The sequence below is a fragment of the Aequorivita flava genome, assembly GCF_038742595.1.
GTDB classification, from domain to species: Bacteria; Bacteroidota; Bacteroidia; order Flavobacteriales; family Flavobacteriaceae; genus Aequorivita; species Aequorivita marisscotiae.
This window is the reverse complement of the sequence record NZ_JBANCF010000012.1, coordinates 64,509-90,572: the sequence shown is the minus strand read 5'-3', so window position 1 is coordinate 90,572 and position 26,064 is coordinate 64,509. Positions and strand designations below refer to the sequence as shown.

The 26,064-nt window shown below is 37.9% G+C and carries 18 protein-coding genes and 1 other RNA gene; 7 read left to right on the top strand and 12 right to left on the bottom strand.

What is annotated here, in order from left to right:
* Window positions 1-251 precede the first annotated feature (251 nt).
* The 3 genes from VZD24_RS12980 to ssrA form a co-directional block, all read right to left on the bottom strand.
* Window positions 252-6,848 (bottom strand): M6 family metalloprotease domain-containing protein, encoded by a 6,597-nt coding sequence (locus VZD24_RS12980; protein ID WP_342687859.1) that lies wholly within the window; start codon window positions 6,846-6,848, stop codon window positions 252-254.
* Between the two features lie 502 nt (window positions 6,849-7,350).
* Window positions 7,351-7,839: a YqiA/YcfP family alpha/beta fold hydrolase gene (locus VZD24_RS12975; RefSeq protein ID WP_279447219.1), complete on the bottom strand. Its 489-nt coding sequence runs from the start codon at window positions 7,837-7,839 to the stop codon at window positions 7,351-7,353.
* Between the two features lie 251 nt (window positions 7,840-8,090).
* Window positions 8,091-8,489: a transfer-messenger RNA gene (gene ssrA, locus VZD24_RS12970) on the bottom strand.
* 143 nt (window positions 8,490-8,632) lie between these two features.
* Here ssrA and VZD24_RS12965 point away from each other — a divergent pair.
* Window positions 8,633-9,850 (top strand): NAD(P)-dependent oxidoreductase, encoded by a 1,218-nt coding sequence (locus VZD24_RS12965; RefSeq protein WP_373693831.1) that lies wholly within the window; start codon window positions 8,633-8,635, stop codon window positions 9,848-9,850.
* A gap of 46 nt (window positions 9,851-9,896) precedes the next feature.
* Here VZD24_RS12965 and VZD24_RS12960 read toward each other — a convergent pair whose 3' ends face one another.
* The 8 genes from VZD24_RS12960 to VZD24_RS12925 all read right to left on the bottom strand — a co-directional run bounded on the left by VZD24_RS12960 (window position 9,897) and on the right by VZD24_RS12925 (window position 17,724).
* A complete protein-coding gene (locus tag VZD24_RS12960; RefSeq protein WP_342687858.1) occupies window positions 9,897-11,867 on the bottom strand; it encodes a DUF3858 domain-containing protein in 1,971 nt (656 codons plus the stop codon).
* 1 nt (window position 11,868) lies between these two features.
* Complete coding sequence (locus VZD24_RS12955; RefSeq protein WP_342687857.1) at window positions 11,869-13,836, bottom strand: DUF3858 domain-containing protein; 1,968 nt, start codon at window positions 13,834-13,836, stop codon at window positions 11,869-11,871.
* A gap of 57 nt (window positions 13,837-13,893) precedes the next feature.
* Entirely contained in the window at window positions 13,894-14,562 is a 669-nt protein-coding gene (locus tag VZD24_RS12950; protein ID WP_279447223.1) for a DUF1361 domain-containing protein, read from the bottom strand.
* Window positions 14,534-14,926: a ribosomal maturation YjgA family protein gene (locus VZD24_RS12945; protein WP_279447224.1), complete on the bottom strand. Its 393-nt coding sequence runs from the start codon at window positions 14,924-14,926 to the stop codon at window positions 14,534-14,536. Before VZD24_RS12945 ends, VZD24_RS12950 begins: the two co-directional genes overlap by 29 nt.
* A gap of 72 nt (window positions 14,927-14,998) precedes the next feature.
* Entirely contained in the window at window positions 14,999-16,348 is a 1,350-nt protein-coding gene (gene creD, locus VZD24_RS12940; protein ID WP_342687856.1) for a cell envelope integrity protein CreD, read from the bottom strand.
* An 82-nt stretch (window positions 16,349-16,430) separates the two neighbouring features.
* On the bottom strand, window positions 16,431-16,739 hold the full coding sequence (locus tag VZD24_RS12935; protein ID WP_342687855.1) for a hypothetical protein: 309 nt from the start codon (window positions 16,737-16,739) through the stop codon (window positions 16,431-16,433).
* A gap of 78 nt (window positions 16,740-16,817) precedes the next feature.
* Window positions 16,818-17,114: a winged helix-turn-helix domain-containing protein gene (locus VZD24_RS12930; protein WP_279447227.1), complete on the bottom strand. Its 297-nt coding sequence runs from the start codon at window positions 17,112-17,114 to the stop codon at window positions 16,818-16,820.
* A gap of 1 nt (window position 17,115) precedes the next feature.
* Window positions 17,116-17,724, bottom strand: a complete 609-nt coding sequence (locus tag VZD24_RS12925; RefSeq protein ID WP_279447228.1) for a hypothetical protein — start codon at window positions 17,722-17,724, stop codon at window positions 17,116-17,118.
* A gap of 454 nt (window positions 17,725-18,178) precedes the next feature.
* Here VZD24_RS12925 and VZD24_RS12920 point away from each other — a divergent pair, with 454 nt between their 5' ends.
* Window positions 18,179-18,538: a DUF1801 domain-containing protein gene (locus tag VZD24_RS12920; RefSeq protein WP_279447229.1), complete on the top strand. Its 360-nt coding sequence runs from the start codon at window positions 18,179-18,181 to the stop codon at window positions 18,536-18,538.
* On the opposite strand, the gene kdsA is transcribed toward VZD24_RS12920, so the two are convergent.
* The gene (kdsA, locus tag VZD24_RS12915; protein ID WP_279447230.1) at window positions 18,529-19,347 is read right to left on the bottom strand and encodes a 3-deoxy-8-phosphooctulonate synthase; all 819 of its coding nucleotides are present in this window, start codon (window positions 19,345-19,347) and stop codon (window positions 18,529-18,531) included. The two genes, VZD24_RS12920 and kdsA, sit on opposite strands and share 10 nt — an antisense overlap.
* Before the next feature lie 180 nt (window positions 19,348-19,527).
* Between kdsA and typA the strand changes: the two genes are divergently transcribed.
* From typA to VZD24_RS12890, 5 genes are all read left to right on the top strand, one after another.
* Window positions 19,528-21,321 carry a translational GTPase TypA gene (gene typA / locus VZD24_RS12910; protein WP_279447231.1) on the top strand — a complete coding sequence of 598 codons (1,794 nt, stop codon included), beginning with the start codon at window positions 19,528-19,530 and terminating at the stop codon, window positions 21,319-21,321.
* 235 nt (window positions 21,322-21,556) lie between these two features.
* Window positions 21,557-21,760 (top strand): hypothetical protein, encoded by a 204-nt coding sequence (locus tag VZD24_RS12905; RefSeq protein WP_279447232.1) that lies wholly within the window; start codon window positions 21,557-21,559, stop codon window positions 21,758-21,760.
* A complete protein-coding gene (locus VZD24_RS12900) occupies window positions 21,744-23,138 on the top strand; it encodes a class I SAM-dependent methyltransferase (protein ID WP_342687854.1) in 1,395 nt (464 codons plus the stop codon). Before VZD24_RS12905 ends, VZD24_RS12900 begins: the two co-directional genes overlap by 17 nt.
* A complete protein-coding gene (locus tag VZD24_RS12895) occupies window positions 23,128-24,609 on the top strand; it encodes a sulfatase-like hydrolase/transferase (protein ID WP_342687853.1) in 1,482 nt (493 codons plus the stop codon). Before VZD24_RS12900 ends, VZD24_RS12895 begins: the two co-directional genes overlap by 11 nt.
* A gap of 3 nt (window positions 24,610-24,612) precedes the next feature.
* Window positions 24,613-26,064 (top strand): sulfatase-like hydrolase/transferase, encoded by a 1,452-nt coding sequence (locus VZD24_RS12890; RefSeq protein ID WP_342687852.1) that lies wholly within the window; start codon window positions 24,613-24,615, stop codon window positions 26,062-26,064.

Sequence of the window (26,064 nt, the reverse complement as noted above, 5' to 3'; positions counted from 1 at the left end):
AATTTAATTTCCAATCTAACAAATATATAAAATGTGTAAATACGATAAATGCGATGGCTGTAAATAAATACTTACAAATTTCCTGAATGTTGTTTAATTGAATTTAAATATTACTAACTATTTAATTTTTAGTGAAGAATTAAAAATCTGATTAGATATAATTTGGATTGCTGCATTACTTATTTTTACAAATAAAAAAATCGCCCGAGAATTTTCTCGGGCGATTTCCATTTCAATATTCAATTATAAAACTACTCTTTTAAAAGGCGTTTGGTTATCTCGCCCTCTGTACCTCTTATTTTTACATAGTAGGAAGCAGCGGCAAGCTGGTCAACGTTTATTGTTTTTACATTGCCCATTGCACGAAGGTCTGCACTTTGTACCAATCTACCTCTTAGATCGTAAATTTCCAGTTTCTCCAATTCCAATAACTTCGGATTGCCGATGTTCAAAATATTCTTGGCCGGTACCGGATACATCGTAATGCTTCCAAGGTCGTAGCTATTCTCGCCAACCCCCAATACACTTTCTACGATAAGTTCAAAATCACAAGTTGAAACATTTCCATATGCATCCTCTGCAGTAAATGTAATGGTGTACGTACCATCAGAAAGCGGCGTTCCTGCTGCAGGAGATTGTGTTGTAATTGTAACTGGATCTGTACAGTTGTCTATTGCTATAGCTTCACCCGTGGCAAAGTAATCTGGAAGGATATAGAATATGTTTCCAGGCCCCGGATCTACTGTTTGATCTACAGGACAAGTTATTACTGGTGCTAATAAATCTACCACTGTTACTTGCGCTGTACAAGTTGCAAGGTTGCCGTTTACATCCATCGTAAATACTTGAACCGTAATTGGCGCTCCTATATCGGCACAGCTAAAGTTTGTAATATCTACTGCCGAGGCAAAGATTCCGCAGGCGTCATCGTTAGAGGCTATCACATCACTTGGGTCAAGAACGGCAGTACCATCGGCACCAAGTTCAAGGGTGAAGTCCTGACACACTAATACCGGGCTGGTATTGTCTTCCACAGTTACCGTAGCGGTACAAGTTGACGTGTTTCCGTTTACATCGGTTACTGTTAATGTTACAATGTTATCGCCAACATTTGAACAATCAAAAGTATCTATGTCGAGGTCGTAGCTCGCAATGCCACAGGCATCGGTGCTTCCACCGTCAACATCTATTCCTGCGATGGTTACCGTGCCCGACGCATCAAGCGCTACCGTGATGTCCTGGCAAACAGCTACGGGCGCCGTAACATCTTCAACGGTTACTATTGCGGTACAGGTTGACGTATTTCCGTGAACATCGGTTACCGTTAGCGTTACGTTGTTGGTACCAACATCGCTACAATCAAACGTGCTTGGACTTACTGATGAAGTCGCTATTCCACAGTTATCGGAACTACCTCCATCAACATCTGCCGGGGTAATTGTTGCGTTACCGGCCGCATCAAGTTGAATGGTGATATTCTGGCAGACCATAGTGGGTGGTTCGTTATCTGTCACCGTAATGGTGAAGCTGCAGGTGCTTGTGTTTCCATTTACATCAGTAGCAGTAAATTCAATAGTATTTACACCTACTGGGAAACCACTTCCGCTGGGGTCGCCCATTGTTTGGACGACGCTTGCAATGCCGCAATTATCGAAAGCCACCGGAGTAACAAAGGTTACCGTTGCAGCACAATCTCCCGCATCTGTGTTGGCGGTAATGTCTGCTGGGCAAATAATTGTTGGTGCAATGCTATCCTCAACGGTAACCGTTGTTGTACAGGTTGACACGTTTCCGTTTACATCGGTTACGGTAAGTGTTACCGTATTTGGTCCAACATCCGTGCAGGTAAACGTGGATTTGTCTATCGTGGTGCTCGCTATGCCACAGGCATCGGTGCTTCCGGCATTAATGTCGCCCACGGTGATACTTGCATTACCCGAAGCATCCAATTGAAGGGTGAACGGCGCGGCACAGTTTGCAACCGGCGCAACGTTATCTTCAACGGTGACCGTTGTTGTACAGGTTGAAACGTTGCCGTTTACATCGGTTACGGTGAGTGTTACCGTATTCGGTCCAACATCTGCGCAGGTAAATGCGTTCGGGGAAACTGAAAGTGAAGCAATTCCACAGGCATCGGCAGACCCACCGTCAACGTCGGCGCCAGTAATTGTTACATTACCTGTGGCATCCAATTGGGCGGTAAATGGTTGGCATACGGCAGTTGGTGCCACATTATCTTCAACTGTTACAATAGTTGTACAGGTTGAAATATTTCCGCTAGTATCGGTTACAGTGAGTGTTACTGTATTGGCTCCCACGTCTGCACAACTAAAATTAGATTTATCTATAGTAGTTGTGGCAATACCGCAGTTATCGGTGCTTCCATTTTCAATATCACCTACAACGATAGTTGCGTTTCCGGCTGCATCTAATTGTATAGTAAATGGCGCTGCACAGTTTGCTACAGGTAATTCGTTGTCTTCAACAGTTATAGTAAAACTACAGCTTGAGGTATTACCAGCTGCATCCGTTGCCTCAAAAGTGTTTGTTGTTGTTCCTACCGGAAAAGTGCTACCGCTAGGTAATCCTGCTGTTTGAGTAACTGCAATAGAAGAATTTGTATATAAGGTTACATTGTCTAAAGCAAACTTAGCAGGTCCTGTAAAGGTGTCGGGAGTATTTTGCCAAAAGCCAATACGAATTGTTTGACCGGCATAGGCAGAAAGGTCTGCAAATTCACTTACCCAAATATTATCAGAATCTATCGTTCCAGCGGGTAAAACTCTGGTTTTAAGTACTTGTAGTACTGTGTTTGTTGCATCTAGTATTTGAACTTGATAAGTTCTATCTGAACAACCACCACAGAAATTTAATAAGTCATAATCTATATTTTCATCCCATCTTAAATCGGCAGTAGTTGCTCCAGCCGGGATAGAGATCTCTTGGTATAGCAATGATGTATCTGGTCCTGCTGAATCGAATCCATTTCCGGCGAGCAGTCCTCCATCGGTTGGAGACGCTGGTGGGAAGAAGCCTCCTCCATTATTCGATGCACCAACAAAATAAGGAATAAAGGGATTTGTAAAATCAATTACATTCCAGCCTGTAAAATTGCCTGTTTCAAAACTGCCATTTACAAGTATATCATTTAATGCACAGTTATCTGTAGCTGTTGGCATAACATAAGTAACAACCGAACTACAAAGGCCCGGATCATTACTTACTGTAAAGTTTATGGGGCAGGTTAAAACCGGTCCTTCTGTATCGATTACGCTTACAGTAAAGCTACAGTTAGCTGTGTTTCCATTTGTATCTGTAACCATATAAGTTACCGTGGTTGTTCCTGTTGGGAAAAAATCTCCTGGATTATGCGAGGATGTTGTTATGCTACCAGAGCAATTATCTACGCCTACTGGAGCAATCCACGTTACGGAAGCACCGCAAACACCAGGATCATTATTCACACTAATATTTCCAGGACATGTAATGGTTGGAGGCGTGGTGTCATCAACTGTTACTGTATCTGTAGCACTGCCCGAGCATCCACCTGCATCCGTATAATTATAGGTGAGCGTGTGGATTCCATTTCCTGCAGCCGCAGCATCAAATGTATAGGTTGTTCCATTTCCATCGTCTGTAACTCCGGGGCCGCTATATACACCGCCAACTGGAGTTCCGCCGCCTTGACCAGTTAAGATTGCATTCGGACAAACTGGACTGGAGGGTGCTGTAAAGGTAACAATAGGGGAGGCATATATTGTAACGTTCTGTGTTGAACTATTTGCGCAGGCTCCAGTTGTTGTGTAGGTTACTGTATATGTCCCAAGAGTTGACGCAGAAACGTCAATCGTTCCTGTTGCTGCATTAATTGATAATCCAGCAGTACTAGTAAAAGTTCCTCCAGCAACACCCGTAATTGTGGGAGTGGGATCTGCACCACTTACGCAATACGATCCGGCACTATAGTTAAACGACGCATCATCCAACGTATTTATGGTAACGTTTTGAGTTGAACTATTTGCGCAGGCTCCAGTTGTTGTGTAGGTTACTGTATATGTTCCAGGCGTTGACGCAGAAACATCTATTGTTCCGGTTGCTGCATTAATCGATAATCCCGCAGTACTGGAAAATGCTCCTCCGGCTACACCTGTAATTGTGGGAGTGGGGTCTGCACCGTTTATGCAATATGAGCCAGCACTATAATTAAACGAAGCATCATCCAAGGTATTTATGGTAACTCCCACGTTAGAGCTATTGGGACAAGGTCCAACCGTTGTATAGGTAACTGTGTATGCCCCAGGGGTTGATGTAGAAACATCAATAGTACCTGTAGCGGCATTAAGAGACAATCCGGCTCCAGCCGAGAAAGTTCCACCACCAAGTCCCGTAATTGTAGGTGTAGGATCAGGTTCACTTATACAATACGACCCTGCACTATAGTTAAACGAAGCATCGTCCAACGCATTTATGGTAACCCCCACACTAGAACTATTTGGGCAAGTTCCAGCCGTTGTATAGGTAACATTATAAGCCCCAGGTGTTGATGTAGAAACATCAATCGTTCCTGTTGCTGCATTAATCGATAAACCGGCAGTACTAGTGAATGTTCCTCCGGCTAAACCCGTAATTGTTGGGGTGGGATCTGCAGCATTTACGCAATACGAGCCAGCACCATAGTTAAACGAAGCATCATCCAAAGCAAATACCTCTACATTGTCTGTTGCCGAAGAAGCACCTTGGGTATAAGTTAAAGTATGGGTTCCTACGCCTGCAGTGGTGGGATTAAAACTGTATGTAGAGCCATTTCCGTCATCGGAAACACCTGGGCCGCTATAAGTACCCCCGGCAGGAGCACCGCCACCGAGACCGGTTTGAACGCCTGCATTTATGCAAAGATCTGCGAGTGCCGTAAAAGTTACTCCCGCGGGTAATACTTCAACCGTATCGGAAGCACTATCGGCGCACGAACCAGCAAAGGAAAAAGTATAAGTAAGGGTGTGAACTCCAACCCCGGCAGCGGCAGGATCAAAGCTGTACGTTGAACCATTTCCGTCATCGGTAACACCCGGCCCGCTATACGCACCACCTACTGGTGTTCCTCCGCCAAGACCCGTTTGTACACCAGCATTAACACTAATATCTGGTAAGGCTGTAAAATCGGCAGCCGTAAAATAGTTAAACCCCATTTTATTTGCAGCTTGTGCAACAATACCATAAACATTTGCAGAAGATTCATTACCGTTGTACGTTTTGGAATTTGGATTAGAAACGCAATTAAATATAGTGTTGTTTGAACTTCCAGGATATGGGTCGCCAGTATCGCCTCGATTAACATTATTATTTAGATTGTTCAATCCATCGGCTTGTTCAAGATTAACGCGATATCTAGCTGGGTTGGTGTTATCGCCTGTAGCTCTATCTATATGGTAAATACATATTCCTGACCCAGGTAAAAATGCATCCCAAATAAATTTTTGTCTGTTTTCAATTAAAAAATATTCAGTTCCAACCGCAGTATTTAACCGATAGGCTTCTGCCGAACTTTGCGAATAATCCATATTGTTAATAGTTCCGGATCCGGTGAGTAGGGTTGGGGTCATCCAGCCCATTTCGTCCTTACAATATACAGATGGATGTGCTGGCGTTCTGCCATTATTGTTCCAGGTTCCACCAGCCATTAAACACCAATTACCCAATCCTTCTGAACCTCCGTCGGCATCGTATAAATCGGGAAGACCTAATGCGTGCCCAAATTCATGGCACATTACACCAATATTTGTAATACTGGCAGGGCCGTATTTTTCTGCTTGGATTATATAATCATTAATTTGTTTACCATCGTAAGTAACCTGTAAACCGGCAGCAGCTAATACCCATCTATGCGACCAAATATCGTCCGCATTGGCAGATTCTTCGGCTCCACGACCCGAATGAATTACCATTACTACATCAACATTATTATCATTATCTCCGTCATAATCTGCGAAATTAACGCCGGCAGCTTCAGCAGCGTCTACGGCTTCACGAATAAGAGGTACCGCATTTAAAAAATTTCTTGCAACTAAACTACCAACACCGTAGGTTGCGCGATTATTTGCGGCAGTGTACCATCCTGAAACATCAGTATTAATGGTAAGATTTCCATAGGAAGCAGCTAAATAAAAGTCGCGAAAACTTCCTGTTTGGCCATTTACGCTATAACCAACTTGATTGCTTAGATTGTTAAACTCTGCATTTGTATAGGTTGCGAGTTGGTCTGGGTAATCAATTAATAGCAGAAGTGACTTTCTAATCCCTGAGGAAGGAAATACACTTTGAACCGATACCCCAGATGGAATTCGCGATTCGCTAGCACTTATTATGCGTTCTCTTAAAGGTTCCCCTGCATAACGCGCATGGGTATTTAAAGAATTTAAAGTTCGTATTTCCTGTGCGGTTCTTCTATTGGTAGCAGAAACAATTACATTAGAAAGATATAATTCTCCATCAACCCCTTGAGCGGCATATTTAAAATACTTATCCGCGGGATCTTGCATTACCGTATAACCATCAACGGTTTCTAAATATGTAATTTTATCGTCGGTTAAAATTCTTCCGCGAAAAATTTGGCCGTTGGGCTGCTCAATTTCCGTGATATACGGAAAGTGGGTAACGGCGCAAAATTCATTTCCTTCCGTTGGAGATATAGGAATAATGCCCATTGGTCCAGCTGTTGGATTGGTGGGCAAAGCTCTTTGTAGATTCGAAGAAGCGGGATAGTATGCACTATTTTCAGCTCCCTGCGCACTACCTTGCCATGTGCAGCATATTACTGCAATGACCATTGCAAATTGCGTAATTTTTTTCATAATATGGTTATGTTGGTGAATAAAAAGATTCAATATAAACTTGCAACTGAAGATTGCTCGTTAATATAATGATAGGTGTAGGGAGAAATCCATTTCAAGTTACGAACTGTATACATAGTAAAAAATAAGTGGCACTACGTATAATGTTAGTAGTCAGAATTTTGTATTGGCTATACCTGAAATACAACAATGAGAATTCTAAAAGTAAAAAATATTAAAATAGAAAACTTTACAACAGCGAAGGATGAAACGGGCCGTGCGTAGTATTTTTTACAGGTTTACACAGTAAATTTTTAAATACTGCATAAAAATGCTTTTTCTTCAATAAGAAGTGGAATGTAAATTTTGAATAACTAAACCAGTTGAAGTATTACAGACTACGCTAAATTAGAGCGAAATTAGTTGTTGGGATTCAGGAAATAATTCACTAAAAAATCCACTGGCAATACTAGAAAAGATATTGAAAAGGCTAGGTGGTCTTAAAACGAAACATTGCGCTAAATTAAAGCTTTCCAAAAAACGAGGCTACTTCTTCTTTAAATACATTTACGGGAATACGATGGCCGAGTTCTTGTCTTACATAAATGTGATAATTGGTATGTTCCTGTAAATTTTTGGAAAGAAAAGCAAAGGTACTTTTGGGATTAATTACATCGTCGTGACTGCCAAGTACAATTTGTTTAAAGCTTAGGTACGGATTTTTATAGGTTGGTATTTTTTGATGTACCGAGCGCGTATGTAGCGCAGGATTAAAAAGTAAGGAGGGAAGGTTGTACGCATCTGCAATATAATACCCTACAAACCCACCCATGCTACTGCCAATAACCACCTGTATATTTTCACCGCGGTACTGTTCTACCAAAAGTTCAATACTATTATATTCAGTTCTATAATCAATTGCGGGAGAAAAGACCTTGCCGTATTCTTCTAAAATATTTCTTTTCTCAGGAGCTAGATCTCCATCTAAACCGTGCAAATAAAGAATATTCATAATTTACCTATTTTAAAGTGAATAAATACAAATAGTAACTATAATTTTCGGTACAGTACATATGTATTTGCTTATGCTCTTCTAAGGTAACCCAATCTTTTTAAACTTCAAAAAATGAAGTTTCATTTAACCTTAAATTCAGATAAAATGCATTGATTGGGGTTTAACAAAAGGGAATTACAAATTACTGGAGATACAATAAAATGAAAAGCTCGCCATAGCTGCATAAATCACAGCGCTATGGCGAGCAAAAGTGGAGCCGGGGAGATTCGAACTCCCGTCCAAACAAGCAATTATACTGCTTTCTACATGCTTAGTTTTCATTTCGGTTTTCGAGAGATTGCCGGTCGAAAACTACCAACGCACTCCTTATCTTTACTTGAGCTTCACGATGCCATCAAAGCACTAGCATCGCTAGGTTTACTTTTACGAAGCCACTAAATCAACCGCCGTAAACCAAGGCCGTTGAGTGACTTCCTGCTTGCCCACCTTGTGGGCCGAGGCACATCCTACTATAATTCGGATTATGCAGCTAGGGCGTAGTTATTCTCGCCGTTTAAAAAGTGTGAAATATGATATTTACGAGCTGTATCCCAGCGCTCGGCATGCTTACAATACAATTAGACCCGCTGTCAAAACCAGTCGGCCCCTTTTTTAATAATCAGTATTAGTGTTCAGTTTCACGTCTCACGTCTCACGTCTCACGTCTCACGTCTCACGTCTAAAGAAGTGCAAAGATACATGAAAAACCCTATCTTTGACACCGCCTTAATTTATACAAAAAACATACCATATGTCAATAACCTTTGCTATCATCAAAGAACGCAAAAATCCGCCAGATCGTCGGGTTGTTTTTTCACCCGAAAAGTGCCAAGAAGTCATACGGAAATTTCCCCGTGCCAAAATAATCGTTGAAAGTTCCGATATACGTATTTTTTCTGATGAAGCCTATCGCGATGCTGGTTTTGAAGTAATGGATGATGTTTCGGAAGCCGATGTAATGCTGGGCGTAAAAGAAGTTCCCGTAGCTGCTTTAATTCCGAATAAAAAATATTTTTACTTTAGCCATACCATTAAAAAACAGCCCTACAACCGAAAATTGTTGAAGGCAATGCTCGATAAAAATATTGAAATGTTCGATCACGAAACCATTGTAAACAAGGGGAACAGACGTTTAATCGGGTTTGGTTATTACGCCGGCCTGGTGGGCGCATATAATGGTTTTAGAGGTTTGGGTTTACGCGACAAGCTTTTTGAGCTGCCTAAAGTTGAAAATCTTCGCGATTTAGAAGCTGTTAAAACCGAACTTGATAAGATTACCATTCCCAACATAAAAATAATACTATCAGGAACTGGAAAGGTTACGCGCGGTGCAAAGGAAATATTAGATCATTTAAAAATACGCGAAGTAACCGATGCCAAATATCTCAATAAAAATTTTGACGAACCAGTTTACTGCCTGATAGATGTTTCAGAATACAACAAACGTAAAGATGGAGGCACTTTTAGCAAAAAGGAATTTTATAAAGACCCTACCAACTACGAAAGCGATTTTATGAAATATGCCAAAGTGAGCGATATGTTTATAACGGGCCACTTTTTTGGTAATGGGGCGCCGTATTTATTTACTCGGGAAGACGCAAAACATCCGGATTTTAAAATAAACTTGGTGGCCGATGTTTCATGCGATGTAGATGGTCCAATAGCCTGTACACTGCGCGCATCAACTATAGCAGATCCTTTTTATGGGTACAATCCAAATACCGAAAGCGAAACAGATTTTAATGATCCGGAGGCTATACTGGTGATGGCCGTAGATAACCTGCCATGCGAATTGCCAAAAGACGCAAGCGAAGGATTTGGTGAAATGTTCTTGGACCACGTAATTCCTGCTTTTTTTAATAACGATAAAAATGGAATTTTAGAGCGTGCCAAATTAACGACAGCAGATGGAAAGCTAACGCCAAGATTTGCCTATTTGCAAGAGTATGTTGACGAAGCAGCTTCTTAAATTTTCTACGAACACTAAAATCAAAATACCTAAACAGTTTAGCTATTTATAGCTTCTGAAGTTCAATGGGCTCTTCATTTTGAATTTTTACCAAATTGTCAAAAAACTGGCGCAATGCAGGGTATGCTTCCGTAGAATAGGCGGTTGTATTTAGTTTTATGCTTAACCTAATATTCACTTTATTGCCAGATACATCGTACACCACCGAAAATTCACCATCGTTATTGGGAAGCTTTAAAATTTTGTTTTCGGGGGTTTTGGTTATTTTGTATTGGTCTGCAACATCTATAGAAATTAAGTAATTATTAATCACAGGAAAACCAAAATCTATCGGGTATGCACGGGTTTCTTTAGTAAACGGATTTTCGGTAAAATACGTTTGAAATAAAAATGGGTACACAAATAATTTATCGCCCACAGGTTGCTCGTAGATACTAAGATCGTAACTTTCCTTATAAGGTTGGTCTAAATCTGTTTCGTTTTCAATTTTTAGATTTGTAATATCTAAAGCCTCATTTTTGCTCTGTTTTCTTTTAATTACTTCATCCTTTGCCCAGTTATTGTTATCGCTTCTTTTGGAAAGAGCAATATAGCCGGTAGAAACTTCGGTTGCCTTCCCTGAAAATTCACCATTATCATTGGCAGTTAATTGCATATTAACGTAATGCATGTTTTTTTCAAAAGGTGCAATAGGTTCCCAAAAACTATCATTTTTAAAATCGAATACGCGTCCTTCAATATTTAATAAACGAAGGGGCAGCACTCCAAATGGGGCGTGTTTGTCTGTGGCGTCCAATAAATACTTTTCTTTATTAATAGTTAAATAAACTACCGCATAATTAAAGTCTGTTAACACTGGGTATTGTTTGGTAGGTTGTGCTTTATCTCGAGTGGCCAGCAACATGATTTTTGGTTTGAGCCCTACTGCATCCAGCGCATTTACTAAGCTTAGATTTATTTCGGAACTATTTCCAGATTTTTTTTCGAAAGCATCCTTTACACGAATATCGCTTAAAATTCGTCTTTCGTTATTCCAGGCCATGCTTTTTTGAATAAAATAATACACTGCCTTTGCACGCTCCAGATCGTCTTGCGTGTTCTTGATGGCTGCGGGCAGTTGTTCTTCAAAATAACTGGCGTATTTTAACTGGCGGCCTAAATTTTTATCGTATTTAAAAGTGCGATCTACATCGTCCCAGGTTTTTGAATAATTGGCTTTGCTTTCGTCAACATGAACAGCGTTGCGCAGTTCAAATTTTATAGAGGCTCTATAATTATCGCCCGAAAGCATGTACTTTTCTTCTTTAAAAGCTGGTACTGCTTTCATTACATAGGTAGCAGATTCGCAGTCGCCAGGCACTTTAAAACCCTGCAATAAAAAACAATTCTTTTTTATTTCGGCGTGGTTTACATCGAGTTTTCTATTGCCGTACATGGTGCGGTTATAAGTGTAATTTCCGGGTATTTCGGTGTGAAATTCAGAATAAACCGTTGGCAGTTCATTCATAAAAGACCAACCTCCCAAATTGTGAAAATAAGGGGTTTCAATTCTATAGGAATATTCCAGAATACTACCATCCTGAACATTTGGAAAGGTAAATTTTTTAAGCGACCAATGATCGGTTTCATCTGTGTTAAAAATGGCGTTCTCGCTCACATAAACTTTAGCCTTACCGTTATGGGTAATGGCTTTTATATCTTTCACATTTTCGCGAACATTGTTTTCGCGATAATATGGAATTTCAATCGTGCTGTGCTCAAAATTTTTTGCATTAAAAACCTTAATCTTTCGGTGTACTTCTTTAAAAAGTCGAATATAACCATCGGCGGCATCAACGGTGTAATTTCCTCTTTCATAGAGTACCACTCCGTTTGCTTCAGGATCTAAAGGATAGCTCGTCATTGCGTATTCGGAAGCCATGGGTTCGCCAAAAATATGTGGCGATTGGGTAATTTGTGCGTTTCCAATTGTAAAATGTAGGGTGAAACAAATAATGAGGAATGATTTTAAATTCATTTTATATCTTTTTTAAAACGATGGATTCTTCTTTTAAGATGGTAATCATAGTGCCGAAATATTCTTTTAAAGATTGATATGCGGCAGGTGGAAAGCGGTATTCGTTTAACTTCATATTAAAGCGGATGTTTATTTTATTTCCTTCAGAAATGTAGGTTACCGAACACTCACCGTCATCACCAGGTAATTTTATAGTTCTACTTTCTGGTAATTGGATAGTTTCGTAAACGTTGCCCAAATCTATGGAAAGTAAATAGGTGTTTGTAAATGGAAAACCAAAATCTATCGGGTAATTTCGTTCATTTAATTTAAAGGGATTTTCAGAAATATAGGTTTTGTTGAAAAATGGGTATAGAAATACTTTATCACCCACCATTTCTGGCTCTATGGTAACGTTGTAGTTTTCTTTGAGCGGTTTTTCAATACTATTTAAATCTTCTACTTGGTACTCCTGAATTTCTACGCCTGCCTTATCATTTCCTTCAGTTTTAATATAAGCTTCCAAAGTTTTTTCTTCAATAGTGCTTCTTTTTTTTAAACCTATATAACCATAATTCGCTTGAGAAACTTTGCCTTTAAAATTACCGTCGTCGGTAGCAATAATCTGTGCATTTACGTAATGGATATTTTGTTTAAAAGGTTCAATAGGCATCCAATAGCTTCCTTTTTTGAAATCCATAACGCGACCTTGCACATTTAACGTGCGAAACGGAATTAAACCAAAAGGCGCTTGTTTATCTGTTGCGTCCAATAAATAAGTTTGGTCTGCAATTTTCAATGCCGCTACCGTATAATTAAATTTTGTCATTACTGGATAAAGTGTGGTAGGCAGACCATTTTGTCTAGTAGATAGCAACATTAGTTTTGCATCTAATCCAGCTGCCTCTAACGCATTAATTAAGGAAAGATTAATTTCAGGAACGCTGCCTTTTTTATCGTCAAAAGCATCTTTTACCTCTGTTTCTGAGCTGTAAAATGTACCGTCCCAGGTGTAGTGATTCTGGATGTAAGTATAAATTGCCTTGGCTCTTTGTAGATCATCGGCTATTGCTAGGATTGAATCTGCTAGGTTTTCCTTGAAATACTTGGAGTTTTTAAGTTGACTCCCCATTTCACCTTTCTTAATAAATTTGTCAACATCCTTCCACTCTTTTGTAAATTTTCTGGATCTCCTCCATCCCGTAGAAGTAAAAAGTTCTTTGGGCTCGAATTCTACCCGCGAAATATAATTTTTAGAAGATAGCATATAATCCTCTTGCTGAAATGCTGGTATATCTTTCATAGCATATAGCGTGATCGGACATCCAACAATCATTGTATTTACTTTTGTTTGCAAACAATCATCCGTAACCTCAGATTTGTTTAAATATAAAGACTGATTGCCATAAAGAATATTTTCAAACTGATATTCTAATGGTATTTTAAATAGAAATTCACTGTAAATTTTAGGTAATTCGTCTTGAAAATGCCATCCGTAAAAATTAAAAAGAAAAGGAGATTCTAATTTATATACGTATTCAATTACACTTCCATCGGTTACGTTTGGAAAAACTATTTTGCAAACCGATCCAATTTCTGGTTCCGACGTAATAAATATAGCATCGGAAGATACTTTTCTTTTGGTATTTCCATTATAGGTCCAAGCACTAAAGCCTTTTACCTTTTCTCTGGTACCATCGGAGCTAAATAATGGTATCTCTACAGTACCATAATCTCTAGTTTGGGAATCGAAAATTTTTATTTTCCGATGAACCTCCTTAATTAATTTAATATAATCGCCAACTGCCGCATAGTAATAATATCCCTGCTCATACAAAACAACCGCATTGGCCGTGGTGTCTTTTTCATAAAACTTCATTGCCAGTTCACTTTCGGTTGGCTTTCCGAATACCGCTTTTTGACGTTCCTGAGAGTTTGCGCTACTAAATAAAGAAAGAAGAACAAAAAGTAATTTAATTCGCAAAGGCATAAAGAAGGGCTATAATTTATTTCGCAAATTATAATTTTTATTCTAAATATAAAACCTTTAAAAACCAATAGTATTGAAAAGAAATTTATCGGAAGTCCAACGACAAAGTTTTAATAAAAATCCAATTAAAAAGGTAAACAACCACGCTTTAAAATGTAGAAGCGGATTGGTGAATATTTCAAAAATATCTGTAAAAAGATGGCTCGGCTTATGAAGAATATCCCACGAATTCCATCGAAGAACACGCCCTAAATAAATTCCAAAACCCACTAAAAATGGAAGCACGACCAAAAACCCGGAAGTCATTTTCCTGTTGAAATTTTTAAAAAGAATTTCTTCAATATCCTTTACCGAGAACAAGTAAAACGCAATGCCCGTAACTGCAAAAATCGCAATCATTAAAGCATCGAAACCAAGCCATTTAATAGGGCTTAAACGCAAATGAATAAAATCTGTTATTATATATGGTGCATTTGGAAGAAAAAGTAACCAGAGCAGAAGCAGCGAATAGAGCTTGTATTTTTTTAAGCCTTCGCGGGTTTTTGCGTACATAGAAATAAAAAACGGCACCATGGCGAGAAATAAATTCCATGCTAAGAAAAGATAAAAGAAAGAATGTGTGCTTTTTGAGCGAATGGCAAGCAGAATAATACACAAAGCTGTTAGCGACAAAAGCGGAAACAGTATATTGAAACGATTAAAGAGAAATGTTTTTATTGTCTTCATTTTTTAAAATAGTTTTTTCAATTAAAAGAATAAGTAGAAAGCCAAGAAAATAGGCCACGAGATCATAAGTGTCAAACACTGAACCCAAGATTGTCAATAATATTTCTGAATGGATTTGAAGTTTTTCTGCAAGCTTGAATAGCTGAAGAAATTCTACAAAATAGGCGAATACCATAACGGACATCGCAATTTTAAAAACATTGTTTTTGATGAAAATTTTCAGAAACGAATACAGTAGTAAGATCACTAAAACATCGCCTAAAAATCCACGTACAAACGGATTAAAGTGAAACTTGGCAATGCCGATTTCTACAGTTAGTAAGAGTAGTGTGCTATAAAAATACTTGCTTCTGAAAATATGCATAATATAAGTATTGATTAAAACCTCACAGATTAAAATCCCGTGAGGTTTGATTGTTATTATGTGTTTACAATATTAACTTGCATTGTTCCAATCAATATTTCGAGAGGCGAACATAATTGTTGACAAGATTAAGAAAAGGCCGATGCTGCCTACCAAAAGCGCATAATTTTCCAATTGTATAATTACATAAATAAAGCCGTACAACGAAGCCAAAGATGCGCAGATAAGCATCGGAAATTTAAAACCTTTTATTATGGCACGGGAGTAAACCGTAACTAAGCCGAGTACGGCAACGGCCGCAATGGAATATGCCTTAAAAAAAGTGCTGTGTTCCGAAATTGAAATAAGTAATGTATAAAACATCACCAAAGCCAAACCTATCATTACATATTGAAAAGGATGTATGTAAATTTTGCTAACCAATTGAATTAACAAAAACACCAGTAATGTTAAGCCAATAACCATAAAACCATATTTTGCGGTTCGTTCACTTTTTTGGTATTCGTCCACGGGAATTATGAGTTTTGTGCCAAATGCCGAAGTAGTAAGATTTGGAAGTTGTCCAAAAAATGATTGCTCAAATTGTCGATTAATTTGCAAGATTCGCCACGAGGCCGAAAAGCCGTCTTTACTTATTTCTTTATCGGTGTCTTCGGGCAAAAAGTTACCGTCAAAACTAGGGGAGTGCCAGTTAGATTTCATTGTGACGTCTGTCTCTTTTCCGATGGGCAAAAAATTCAGGCTTTCGCTGCCGTTAATTTTTAAATTGAAGGAAAAAGGATGCGATGTAGCCAATAATTCTTTTGCATTTGGAATGTAATTGCTCTGAATTGTATTTAGATTTTCGTTGGAATACTGTGGTGTCATCGTTAATGTTTCCGAAGCCAGATTAACAATAGGAGTCGTTTTTATTCCCTTTAAATTTGAAGTGTTTAAAAGCACAGTAGCTTTCTCCCAGAGTATATTTTCGTCGAGAATATCACCGACCGAAAAATCGATTTTAGGAAAGTTTCCTGTCACGTCAATGGCTGCAGAATATACCACAGATTCGTAAATACTTCTGTTTAGCGGCTTTGTATCAACCTGCGCAGAAATGGTTAATTTGTCTGGTAAAAAATAGGCATATTTTACAAGTTCTTTCCTTTTTGTGAAATAGGAATTGTTTTTTTGGTTATAAATTTTTTCTTCGGAAACTACTTTGTAGGGAATTTTTACGATGGGACCGGAGAGCAGCACTTCGTTCCCCCATTTTTCATTTATTTCCCTAATCACCGCTTCCTGCCTGCTGGCTCTCTCAATAATGAGTGATTTGACGAATTGTAAAGGTATTAGCAATACCAGTAATAAAAAGCCAACCACTAACATCCGTGCAGTGATGGAGTTTCGCATCCAATTGCCGAATTTTCCGTTTTTCTGTTTCATATGTTTAGTTTTAAATGTAAATAATTAATTTTAAAGTACTTTGAAATACAAAGTAAATGAATAAAAAAATAGATGCTGTTATTTAACTTCCCGCAAATGGGGAGCCAAAGATACCAACTGCAAGTTCTGCCCAAATCAGAAAAAATACAATGAGCAATGGTACTAAAATAAAAAGTCGGTGTTTATTTTTCTTAACCTTCCAAAAAACCTGTTCGCAAGTAAACCCAATACCAAAAAGCAGCATTGCCATGACTACAAAATCTAAAGAGCTCCAGTTAACCTGATCTGTAAATTGCATTGCCAATAGTGGAATAAGCAATAGTATTGCTACAATTATTACAAAAATTTGTCTGTTTTTTCTTCTGAAAAATTTCTTAGTTTTGGAGTTCATATTCTGTGTTTTAAAAGTTTATAAAGTAGAAAGTGTTCATTGTTTTCTTGCGCAATTATTTTATAATTACAATTGGTTCTATTCCTTTTTTCCTATCAGTTTTTCTAAAGCTTCAATATGTTTTTTAAATGCGGCCTTCCCAAGCGTGGTGGTGCTGTAGCTCGTATTTGGTTTTCTTCCCACAAAACTTTTTTCAACTAAAATATATTCGGCTTGCTCTAATGCTTTTATGTGGCTGGCAAGATTGCCGTCTGTAACATTGAGCAGTTCCTTTAATCGATTGAAATCGGCACTTTCATTCACCACAAGAATGCTCATTATCCCCAAACGGATTCGATGATCAAAAAGCTTATTTATGTTGTCTATAATGCCCACCCTAGCTTTTTCTTTCGTTTAGATACATAATACTTCCGTAGATAATGTGAAAAATGCCAAAGCCCAATATCCAAAACCAAAGGCCGTAGCCTGGAAGTGCTGCGCAGATTAGCCCAATAATTATTTGTGCATAGCCTAGATATTTTACATTTCCGATGGTGTATTTGGAAGCATTTACTAATGCGAGTCCGTAAAAAATTAACATTAATGAAGCAGTTAGTCCATAATGTTGATTGTTGATATTTATAATTATATAAATTCCGCCAGTGACCATTGGTATTAGAAAATTTAGTAAGAGGCGGCGAGTGGTTGTGTCCCAAATTTTTTCGTTATTTTTTTTTGCTTGTCGCGTAGTTAATAAAACTGCTGTTATTACACTTAATAACGCTACAACCGCTAGTAGCGACACAAGAAGTAGGAAATTATAACTATTAATTGCCATATATTCGCCAGCAGCAGGAAAGAGATAAAAATATGCAATGGCTGCACCAATAATGGCATATAGACCGGCAAAAATCCCGGAGAGTCCACTAAGTGAAATAAACCGTGTGGAGCGGTTCATTAAATTTTTGATTTCACTAATATCTTTTAAATAATCTTGCTCAGCCATAATAAAGTACTTTGAAAAACAAAGTAAATGCAAATATGTTTTATCACCAAATTTATTTTAAAAAAATGTGGTTAATATTTTCAGCATCTTTAAAATGCAAGTAATTTCTTACAAAAAAAACAGGGAAAACCCTGAGTAATTTCAGGTATTTTCCTCTTGACAGATGCCGAACTTCTTCGCATCTTTATACTCTAGGTTAATTGGGGAGTTAGCTTAGCCAAATAGGATAAAGCTGTTTCTTTAAAAGAAACGGCTTTCTCTATTTGGCGGATATCTCCACTTAAAATTAATGACGGTTTTTAACCCATCGAGCCCAATCTTTTCACATTTCACAATCTTTAAAGTTTCAGTTAAACCAGATTTAGCTAGCTAAAATACTTTTTGAAAGTATTATCTGGCTTAGCGCGCAGCAATTTTAATGGAAGCGCATTCTATTTATTAGTAACTTCACTTTATGAAACCAGCCGATGACTATATTTTAAATAAACCGGAGCCCTTCCGCGCTATCTTGTTGCATTTACAAGCTACAATAGAAACATTACTGCCTGAAACTAAACTATTGTATAAATGGAAAATGCCTTTCTTCTATATTGAAAACAAGCCATTTTGCTATCTGAATTTTTCAAAAAAATATGTCGATTTGGTTTTTTGGCATGGCACACATTTAACCAAGCATAAAGAAATATTAATTTCTGATGGCCGAAAACATATGAAATCCCTTCGGTTTAAATCACTTGAAGAAATTGATCAACAGGTATTAAACGATGTTCTTTTGGAAGCATACGCTTTGCGCGATAAAAAATATTACAAATGATTAATAGTCTTTCGGATAGCTACAAGATCTGTCAATAGTTTTTCCAGTAAATTTAAATTGAGCATATTGGCGCCATCGCTTTTTGCATTTGCGGGGTCAAAGTGGGTTTCAATAAAAATACCATCGGCACCGGTTGCAATACCAGCGCGGGCAATGGTGGAAATCATTTCGGGTCTGCCGCCAGTAACGCCAGCACTCTGATTGGGCTGTTGTAGGCTGTGGGTTACATCCAAAACTACGGGTGCGTATTGTTTCATCGTTGGAATTCCCCGAAAATCTACAATCATATCTTGATAGCCAAACATCGTTCCGCGGTCTGTAATTAACACTTGCTCATTATTGCAATCGGTTACTTTTGTAACGGCGTGTTTCATGCTTTCGGGACTCATAAATTGCCCTTTCTTCAAGTTTACTACTTTTCCGGTTTTAGCTGCGGCCACAACCAAATCGGTTTGCCGTACCAGGAAAGCTGGTATTTGCAAAACATCTACATACTCTGCTGCCATTGCGGCATCGCTTACTTCGTGAATGTCTGTTACGGTAGGAACATCAAAAGTTTCGGAAACCTTTCGTAATATTTTTAAGGCTTTTTCATCGCCAATTCCGGTAAAACTATCAATCCGACTTCGGTTGGCTTTTTTGAAACTTCCTTTAAAGATGAATGGGATTTCCAGTTTGTCGGTAATTCGTACAATCTTTTCGGCAATTTGCACTGCCATTTCTTCACTTTCTATAGCGCAGGGGCCAGCGAGAAGGAAAAAATTGTTAGCGTTTGTGTGCTTTATTTTTGGGATTAATTCAAGTTTCATACAATGTTTTTAGCACTGTAAAGATACGTATTTTAGTATTCTGATGCGCCGAAGATTGGTTTCAATGTATTTATTACAATCATTTCAAGAAATTATTCTGAAAAATAAAACAGCAACTTTTCGCTTCTAATCCACTTAGAAACACTACTTTTGCACCCTCTTAAAAAAAGGAGTAACTATATGAAAGTCAAAAACATTGCCATTATTGCCCACGTTGACCACGGTAAAACAACCTTGGTAGATAAAATTATGCACTACTGTAGTATTTTTCGTGAAAACGAAAATACGGGTGAACTTATTCTGGATAACAACGATTTAGAGCGCGAACGCGGAATTACCATTACCTCAAAAAACGTTTCAGTAATATATAAAGACACAAAAATTAATATTATTGATACCCCTGGTCACGCCGATTTTGGTGGTGAGGTTGAACGTGTACTAAATATGGCCGATGGAGTGTTACTTTTGGTAGATGCTTTTGAAGGCCCTATGCCACAAACCCGTTTTGTGTTGCAAAAGGCAATAGATCTTGGTTTAAAACCATGTGTGGTTGTAAATAAGGTAGATAAGGAAAACTGTACTCCGGAAGAAGTACACGAAGCCGTTTTTGATTTAATGTTTGAATTGGGCGCCGAAGAATGGCAACTTGATTTTCCAACCGTTTACGGTTCGGCAAAACAAAACTGGATGAGCGACGATTGGAAAAAACCAACCGACACGCTTGAACCTTTGTTAGATATGGTTTTAGAACACGTGCCTTCTCCAAAAATTGAAGACGGTTCCCTGCAAATGTTAATTACCTCATTAGACTTTTCTTCTTTTACAGGACGTATCGCAATTGGTCGTTTACAGAGAGGCGTTTTAAAAGAAGGAATGCAAATTGCGTTGGTTAAGCGTGATGGCACAATAGTAAAATCAAAAATTAAAGAACTTCATACTTTCGAAGGTATGGGCCGTAAAAAAGTAACCGAAGTGCAACCAGGCGATATATGTGCCTTAGTAGGTTTAGAAGGTTTTGAGATTGGCGATACCGTTGCCGATGTAGAAAACCCCGAAGCGCTAAAAACAATTTCTATAGACGAGCCTACAATGAGTATGCTTTTTACCATTAACGATTCGCCGTTTTTTGGTAAAGACGGAAAGTTTGTTACCTCTCGCCATATCAGGGAGCGCCTTGAAAAGGAATTGGAAAAAAACTTGGCGTTGCGCATGCAGCCTACAGATAGTGCCGATAAATTTATGGTTTTTGGTCGTGGGGTTTTGCACCTTTCTGTTTTAATTGAAACCATGCGTCGCGAAGGATACGAACTTCAAATTGGACAACCGCAGGTTATCATCAAAGAAATTGATGGTGTAAAATGCGAGCCAGTTGAAGAAATGACAATCGATTTGCCCGAAACCGTGAGTGGCACCGCCATTAATATGGTGACCATCCGTAAAGGCGAAATGCTGAGCATGGAAGGAAAAGGAGACAGAATGGTTTGTAAATTTATCATTCCATCACGCGGCATCATTGGTCTTAGAAACCAATTGCTTACCGCAACCGCTGGGGAAGCAATTATGACGCACCGTTTTCTTGAATACCAACCCCTAAAAGGTGGTATTCCCGAAAGACAAAACGGAAGTTTGGTTTCTATGGAAACTGGTCAAGCTATTCCGTATTCTATCGATAAATTACAGGATAGAGGTCGTTTCTTCGTAAATCCGAATGAAGATATTTATGAAGGACAGGTTATTGGCGAAAACTCGCGTCAAGACGATATGACGGTAAATATTACCAAAACCAAAAAACTTTCAAACGTACGTTCTTCTGGAGCCGACGATAAGGCCCGTATTATTCCAGCTATTAAATTTTCTTTGGAAGAAGCGCTAGAATACATTCAAAAAGACGAATACGTTGAGGTTACGCCAAACCATTTAAGACTTCGAAAAATACATTTGAAGGAAGTAGATCGCAAACGAAACAAACTGTAGCAAAAATAGTTGCATTGCTGATATAAGACGAAGGACGAAAACACTATTAACAAAACTGTTTTTACTAATTCGAAGTCTTCGTCTTATGTTATCAGGCTCTAGGCTACTTGTAAAATAATCAGGCTTACCTTCTTTAAATTCAACGATTTTTAGTTTATTTGCGGTAGCCGAAAAAATTAGACTGAGCTCAAGCGAAGTTATAGAACATTAAGGCAATTAGTATAAAATTTTAGGTATGAATTTTCTTTATTTCGATCCAGGGCTGGGAGCAATGATAGTACAGGCAGTTGTAGCTGCAGCAGCTGGTATTTTGCTTTTCTCAAAAAGTGTTATGTACAAGGTGAAATCTTTTTTCGGATTGGTAAAAGAAGAGGAAGATACTTACGATTCAATTGACGTTGAAGAGCAAGACACCGATAAATATGACAGAGAAAACTAACGCACACCAAGCTTCTTTTCGAGATCCTTCGGGGTATATCTTTCACGATGGAAACACCCTTCGCAGAGCTATAAAACCCATCTATTTTCCGCAATACAACACGTTGAAAGACAGTGGGTTTTTCAAAAACCTTATTGCGAATGAACTACTAATTCCACATACAGAAACGGCCGCTTCTTCCGACGAAATAATTATTACACCGGAAAACATTCCATTTATTACAAACCCGTACGAATGGAGTTTTGAGCAGTACAAACACGCGGCACTCCACACCTTAAAAATTCAAAAATATGCTCTTTCAAAAGGGTTTATTTTAAAGGATGCTTCCGCGTATAATATTACTTTTCACAAAGGAAAACCAATTTTTATAGATACGCTTTCGTTTGATTTTTACGAAGAAGGTACGCCGTGGCGCGCGTACAAACAATTTATTATGCATTTCTTGGGACCGTTGGCACTGGCAAAATACTACGGCACCGAAGTCTTTAAAATGATGCAAACGCACATTGATGGTATTCCGGTAAAATTGATTTCTTCCTTACTTCCTACAAGAACCAAAATAAGTTCGGTGCTTTATCCCAACGTTCATCTGCTTGCAAAAATGGAAAGCAAACACAGCGAAGACTATAAAGCCGAAACAAAAATAGCAGCGCTTTCAAAAAAATCGCAAGAAAATATTATTGAAAGCCTTTACGATTATATAAAAGGTTTGTCATTAAAAGAAGCTAGCGAATGGGGCGATTATTACAACAAAACCAATTACGACGAAACCGCTTTTGAAGCCAAAAAAACACTCATAAAAGAGTGGATAAAGCCTATGGCGCCTCAAAAATTAATTGATGTAGGCGGCAATGACGGTACTTTTGCACGAACGGTAATAGACAGTGTTCCGCACATAATAGTTACTGATATTGATAGCAATGCTGTAGATTATAATTACAAACAAGTGCATCAAAATAAGGAGTCTAATATGCTGCCTTTTGTGTGCGATGTATTACAACCCGCACCTGGCATTGGTTTTAATAATACAGAACGCAATTCGTTAATAGAACGCTTGGCAGAATACGCGCCAGATGTTACAATGGCGTTGGCTTTAATACATCATATTACGCTTTCCGGAAATGTGCCTTTTGAAAAATCGGCCGAATTTTTTGCGTTTTTCTCAAAACATTTAATCATTGAATTTCCAACACGCGAAGACTCTTGGGCGCAATCGCTTTTGGTACGTAAACGCGAGTTTATAAACCATTTCGATTTTTATAACGAAACTGAGTTTGAAAAAGGCTATTTGCAATACTTCACAATTGAAAAAAAGGAAACGGTAAAAGGCACAAAACGTTTGCTATATTTGTTGAAAAACAAGAATCTTGAAGCCTAAAAATAGTTTTCCAGGAAAACATTTTCAAAATATTTCGCAAAACCCTGTTTTAATTGCACTTGGGGTTGGTCTTTATCCCTTGGTTTTTTACTATTCCCGCAACTTTGGAATGATTAATTCATGGGAGCAGTTTGGGTATTTTCTATTGCTTTTTATTGCGCTGCCAATTGTTCTCTTTTCATTTTTAAAATGGATTTCAAATTCTTCTTTTGCTTCAAAATGGGGAAAGTATCTCTTGCCGTTTTTTAGTGTTTTTCTATTTCTATTCTACATTAAAATCATTTTGTACGCAGATATTCAGCGTAAAATTATTTTGGGGATTTTTATCGTAGCAGCCTTAATTGCTTATTTTCTGCACAAGCATTTCAAAAATTGGATTCTATTGCAACTTATTTTGGCCGTAATTGGCTTTATTGGTTTAGTGCCTACGCTGATGAAATATGTAAATTACGATTCAGAATGGACGCAGCAACCCGATAGTATTGAGGAAGTAATCTTCAAAAAAAAACCTAACATATATTATATACAGCCCGATGGTTACGCGAGTTTTTCTGAAATGGAAAGCGATTTCTATAAAGTAGATAATACGGATTTCAATACTTTTTTGGCTGAAAACAACTTTAAAAATTACCCAGATTTCCGAAGTAATTATATCACCACAATTTCATCAAACAGCGCCACCTTTATGATGAAACACCATTATTACAATCATGGTAAGGATTACTCCGAAATGCTCCACGCACGAAAAAACATTATTACCGAAAACCCTGTACTTTCTATTTTCAAAAACAATGGCTATAAAACACATTTTATTTCCGAACACCCGTATTTATTGGTTAATCGCCCAAAAGTAGGATTTGATTTTACCAATTTTGATTATAGTGAAATACCTTATATTTCCACAGGTTTCAACGTGAAAAAAGAAGTGCTTCCCGATTTAAAAAAAGCTATCGATTCTAAAAATGATGGTGGCAATTTCTTTTTTATCGAAATTTTTGAACCCAGCCATGTTTCCACCACCAAGGATGCTTCAAAAGGAAAGGAAGTTGAGCGCGATGAATGGATAAAAAGGTTGCGAATTGCAAATGCGAAGATTGAAAAAATGGTTAATCTAATTACCGAAAAGGATCCCGAAGCCCTAATAATGATTATGGCAGATCACGGTGGTTTTGTGGGCTTGGATTATACACGGCAAGCTTACACAAAAACCTCAAATCCCGAGATTATTTATACTACTTTTGGAGCTATGTTGGCTATAAAATGGCCAAATGGCGAAGCTCCTGATAGTGATTCATTTCTTAAAAGCTGTGTGAATTCATTTAGAGTTTTATTCGCGTATTTGGGCGAAGAAGAAAAATATTTAGAACATTTGCAAGAAGACGCGAGCTATCTTATTCTAAAAGAAGGAGCCCAAAGTGGCGTGTATAAATACATAGATAGCAACGGAAATATTGTGTTTAAAAAAGTATAGTAAATGGGTGATTTTTTAGCAAAACACGTTAAGGGAGATTTCAATCCTTTACTCACAGGATTAATTTGCGGATTCTACCCAATTGTTTTCTATTTTTCAAATAATTATTCTGCAATCAATTCTTGGGAGCATTTCGGATTTTTCGTCTTGTTTTTTATAGGGATTCCTATTGTTATTTTTTCCATTGCTTTTTTGGTATTTAAATATTCCGAAACCTTTTCAAAATACAAAGCACAGATTCTTTTTGTATTAATAATTATGACCGTGGCAACACTAATGTCGCAAGCAATGTATCTTACGTTAAAGAAGAAAATGCTGCTTGGGTTGCTGATTGTTTCGGCATTGGCTGCTTATAAATTTTACGCACATTTTAAAAAATTGCTCGTAATAATTTTATTAATGAGTATTCTGCCTACAATCAATGTTATTATAAAAATTGTTGAACACGAGCAAAAAATGGCGTGGACGCAACTGCCAGATTCAATTGAAAACGCAACGTTTAAATCTACTCCAAACATATACCTAATTCAGCCAGACGGCTATGTTTCACGCCAGATTATGGAAAGCAGTCTGTATAATTTCAATAACCCTTTTTACGAGTGGTTGGATAATAATGGGTTTAAAATTTACAACAATTTCCGAAGCAATTACCCGGCGAGTTTAACATCAAACTCTTCTATGTTTGCTATGAAGCAGCACCGTTTTGGGAAAGTGCTTTTTCCATCGATAGATATGCCAAATTCACGAGATATTATTGCGGGAGATAACGCGGCAATTTCAATTTTAAGGAATAATGGGTATAAAAATTTCTTTATTGTTCAAGATGAATATTTTCAGCAAAACCGACCAATTCAAGCGTATGATTACTACAATTTAAATCCTGATGAGATACCTTATTTCAGTAACGATAACAATGTAAAAAAAGTAGTTTTCAACGATTTAAAAGCTGCGATGGATACTTCAAATATAGAAGGTCCGCGCTTTTATTTTGTGGAAAAATTATTGCCACATCACATACATTTTGCTGCATCAAAAGAGGAGGAGCGCGATATGTATATTGAAAAAATACAGGAAGTAAATGACTGGTTAAAAACTACCGTAAATTATATTTCTGAAAACGATCCAAATGCTATTGTCATTATCTTAGCAGACCACGGTGGATGGGTGGGTTTGGGAAGTTACCCCGAAATGTTTTCTACTGAAAATGCTAGCCAAATACACTCTATTTATGCTACCTTGGCAGCTATAAAATGGAACGGACATTTAGTGGAGGGAATGGACGCAGAACTGCAAAGCAATGTAAATCTATTCCGTGTTTTATTTGCTGTATTAAGTGAAAATCCTGAATATTTGAAATATTTGGAAGACGATTCAAGTTATAACTTACAGCAAGGCACATTCTGGAAATCTGTACGCGCTGTAATTGACGACAACGGGAACGTTTTTTCAAACTAA

What these genes read in the sequence shown, in the direction of transcription:
- VZD24_RS12955 (WP_342687857.1), bottom strand. Translation starts at nt 13,836, where the DNA reads ATGCCTTTGCGAATTAAATTACTTTTTGTTCTTCTTTCTTTATTTAGT.
- VZD24_RS12890 (WP_342687852.1), top strand. Translation starts at nt 24,613, where the DNA reads ATGGGTGATTTTTTAGCAAAACACGTTAAGGGAGATTTCAATCCTTTA.
- typA (WP_279447231.1), top strand. Translation starts at nt 19,528, where the DNA reads ATGAAAGTCAAAAACATTGCCATTATTGCCCACGTTGACCACGGTAAA.
- VZD24_RS12925 (WP_279447228.1), bottom strand. Translation starts at nt 17,724, where the DNA reads ATGGCTGAGCAAGATTATTTAAAAGATATTAGTGAAATCAAAAATTTA.
- VZD24_RS12975 (WP_279447219.1), bottom strand. Translation starts at nt 7,839, where the DNA reads ATGAATATTCTTTATTTGCACGGTTTAGATGGAGATCTAGCTCCTGAG.
- VZD24_RS12905 (WP_279447232.1), top strand. Translation starts at nt 21,557, where the DNA reads ATGAATTTTCTTTATTTCGATCCAGGGCTGGGAGCAATGATAGTACAG.
- VZD24_RS12950 (WP_279447223.1), bottom strand. Translation starts at nt 14,562, where the DNA reads ATGAAGACAATAAAAACATTTCTCTTTAATCGTTTCAATATACTGTTT.
- creD (WP_342687856.1), bottom strand. Translation starts at nt 16,348, where the DNA reads ATGAAACAGAAAAACGGAAAATTCGGCAATTGGATGCGAAACTCCATC.
- VZD24_RS12960 (WP_342687858.1), bottom strand. Translation starts at nt 11,867, where the DNA reads ATGAATTTAAAATCATTCCTCATTATTTGTTTCACCCTACATTTTACA.
- VZD24_RS12945 (WP_279447224.1), bottom strand. Translation starts at nt 14,926, where the DNA reads ATGCATATTTTCAGAAGCAAGTATTTTTATAGCACACTACTCTTACTA.
- VZD24_RS12935 (WP_342687855.1), bottom strand. Translation starts at nt 16,739, where the DNA reads ATGAACTCCAAAACTAAGAAATTTTTCAGAAGAAAAAACAGACAAATT.
- VZD24_RS12980 (WP_342687859.1), bottom strand. Translation starts at nt 6,848, where the DNA reads ATGAAAAAAATTACGCAATTTGCAATGGTCATTGCAGTAATATGCTGC.
- VZD24_RS12965 (WP_373693831.1), top strand. Translation starts at nt 8,633, where the DNA reads ATGTCAATAACCTTTGCTATCATCAAAGAACGCAAAAATCCGCCAGAT.
- VZD24_RS12900 (WP_342687854.1), top strand. Translation starts at nt 21,744, where the DNA reads ATGACAGAGAAAACTAACGCACACCAAGCTTCTTTTCGAGATCCTTCG.
- VZD24_RS12920 (WP_279447229.1), top strand. Translation starts at nt 18,179, where the DNA reads ATGAAACCAGCCGATGACTATATTTTAAATAAACCGGAGCCCTTCCGC.
- kdsA (WP_279447230.1), bottom strand. Translation starts at nt 19,347, where the DNA reads ATGAAACTTGAATTAATCCCAAAAATAAAGCACACAAACGCTAACAAT.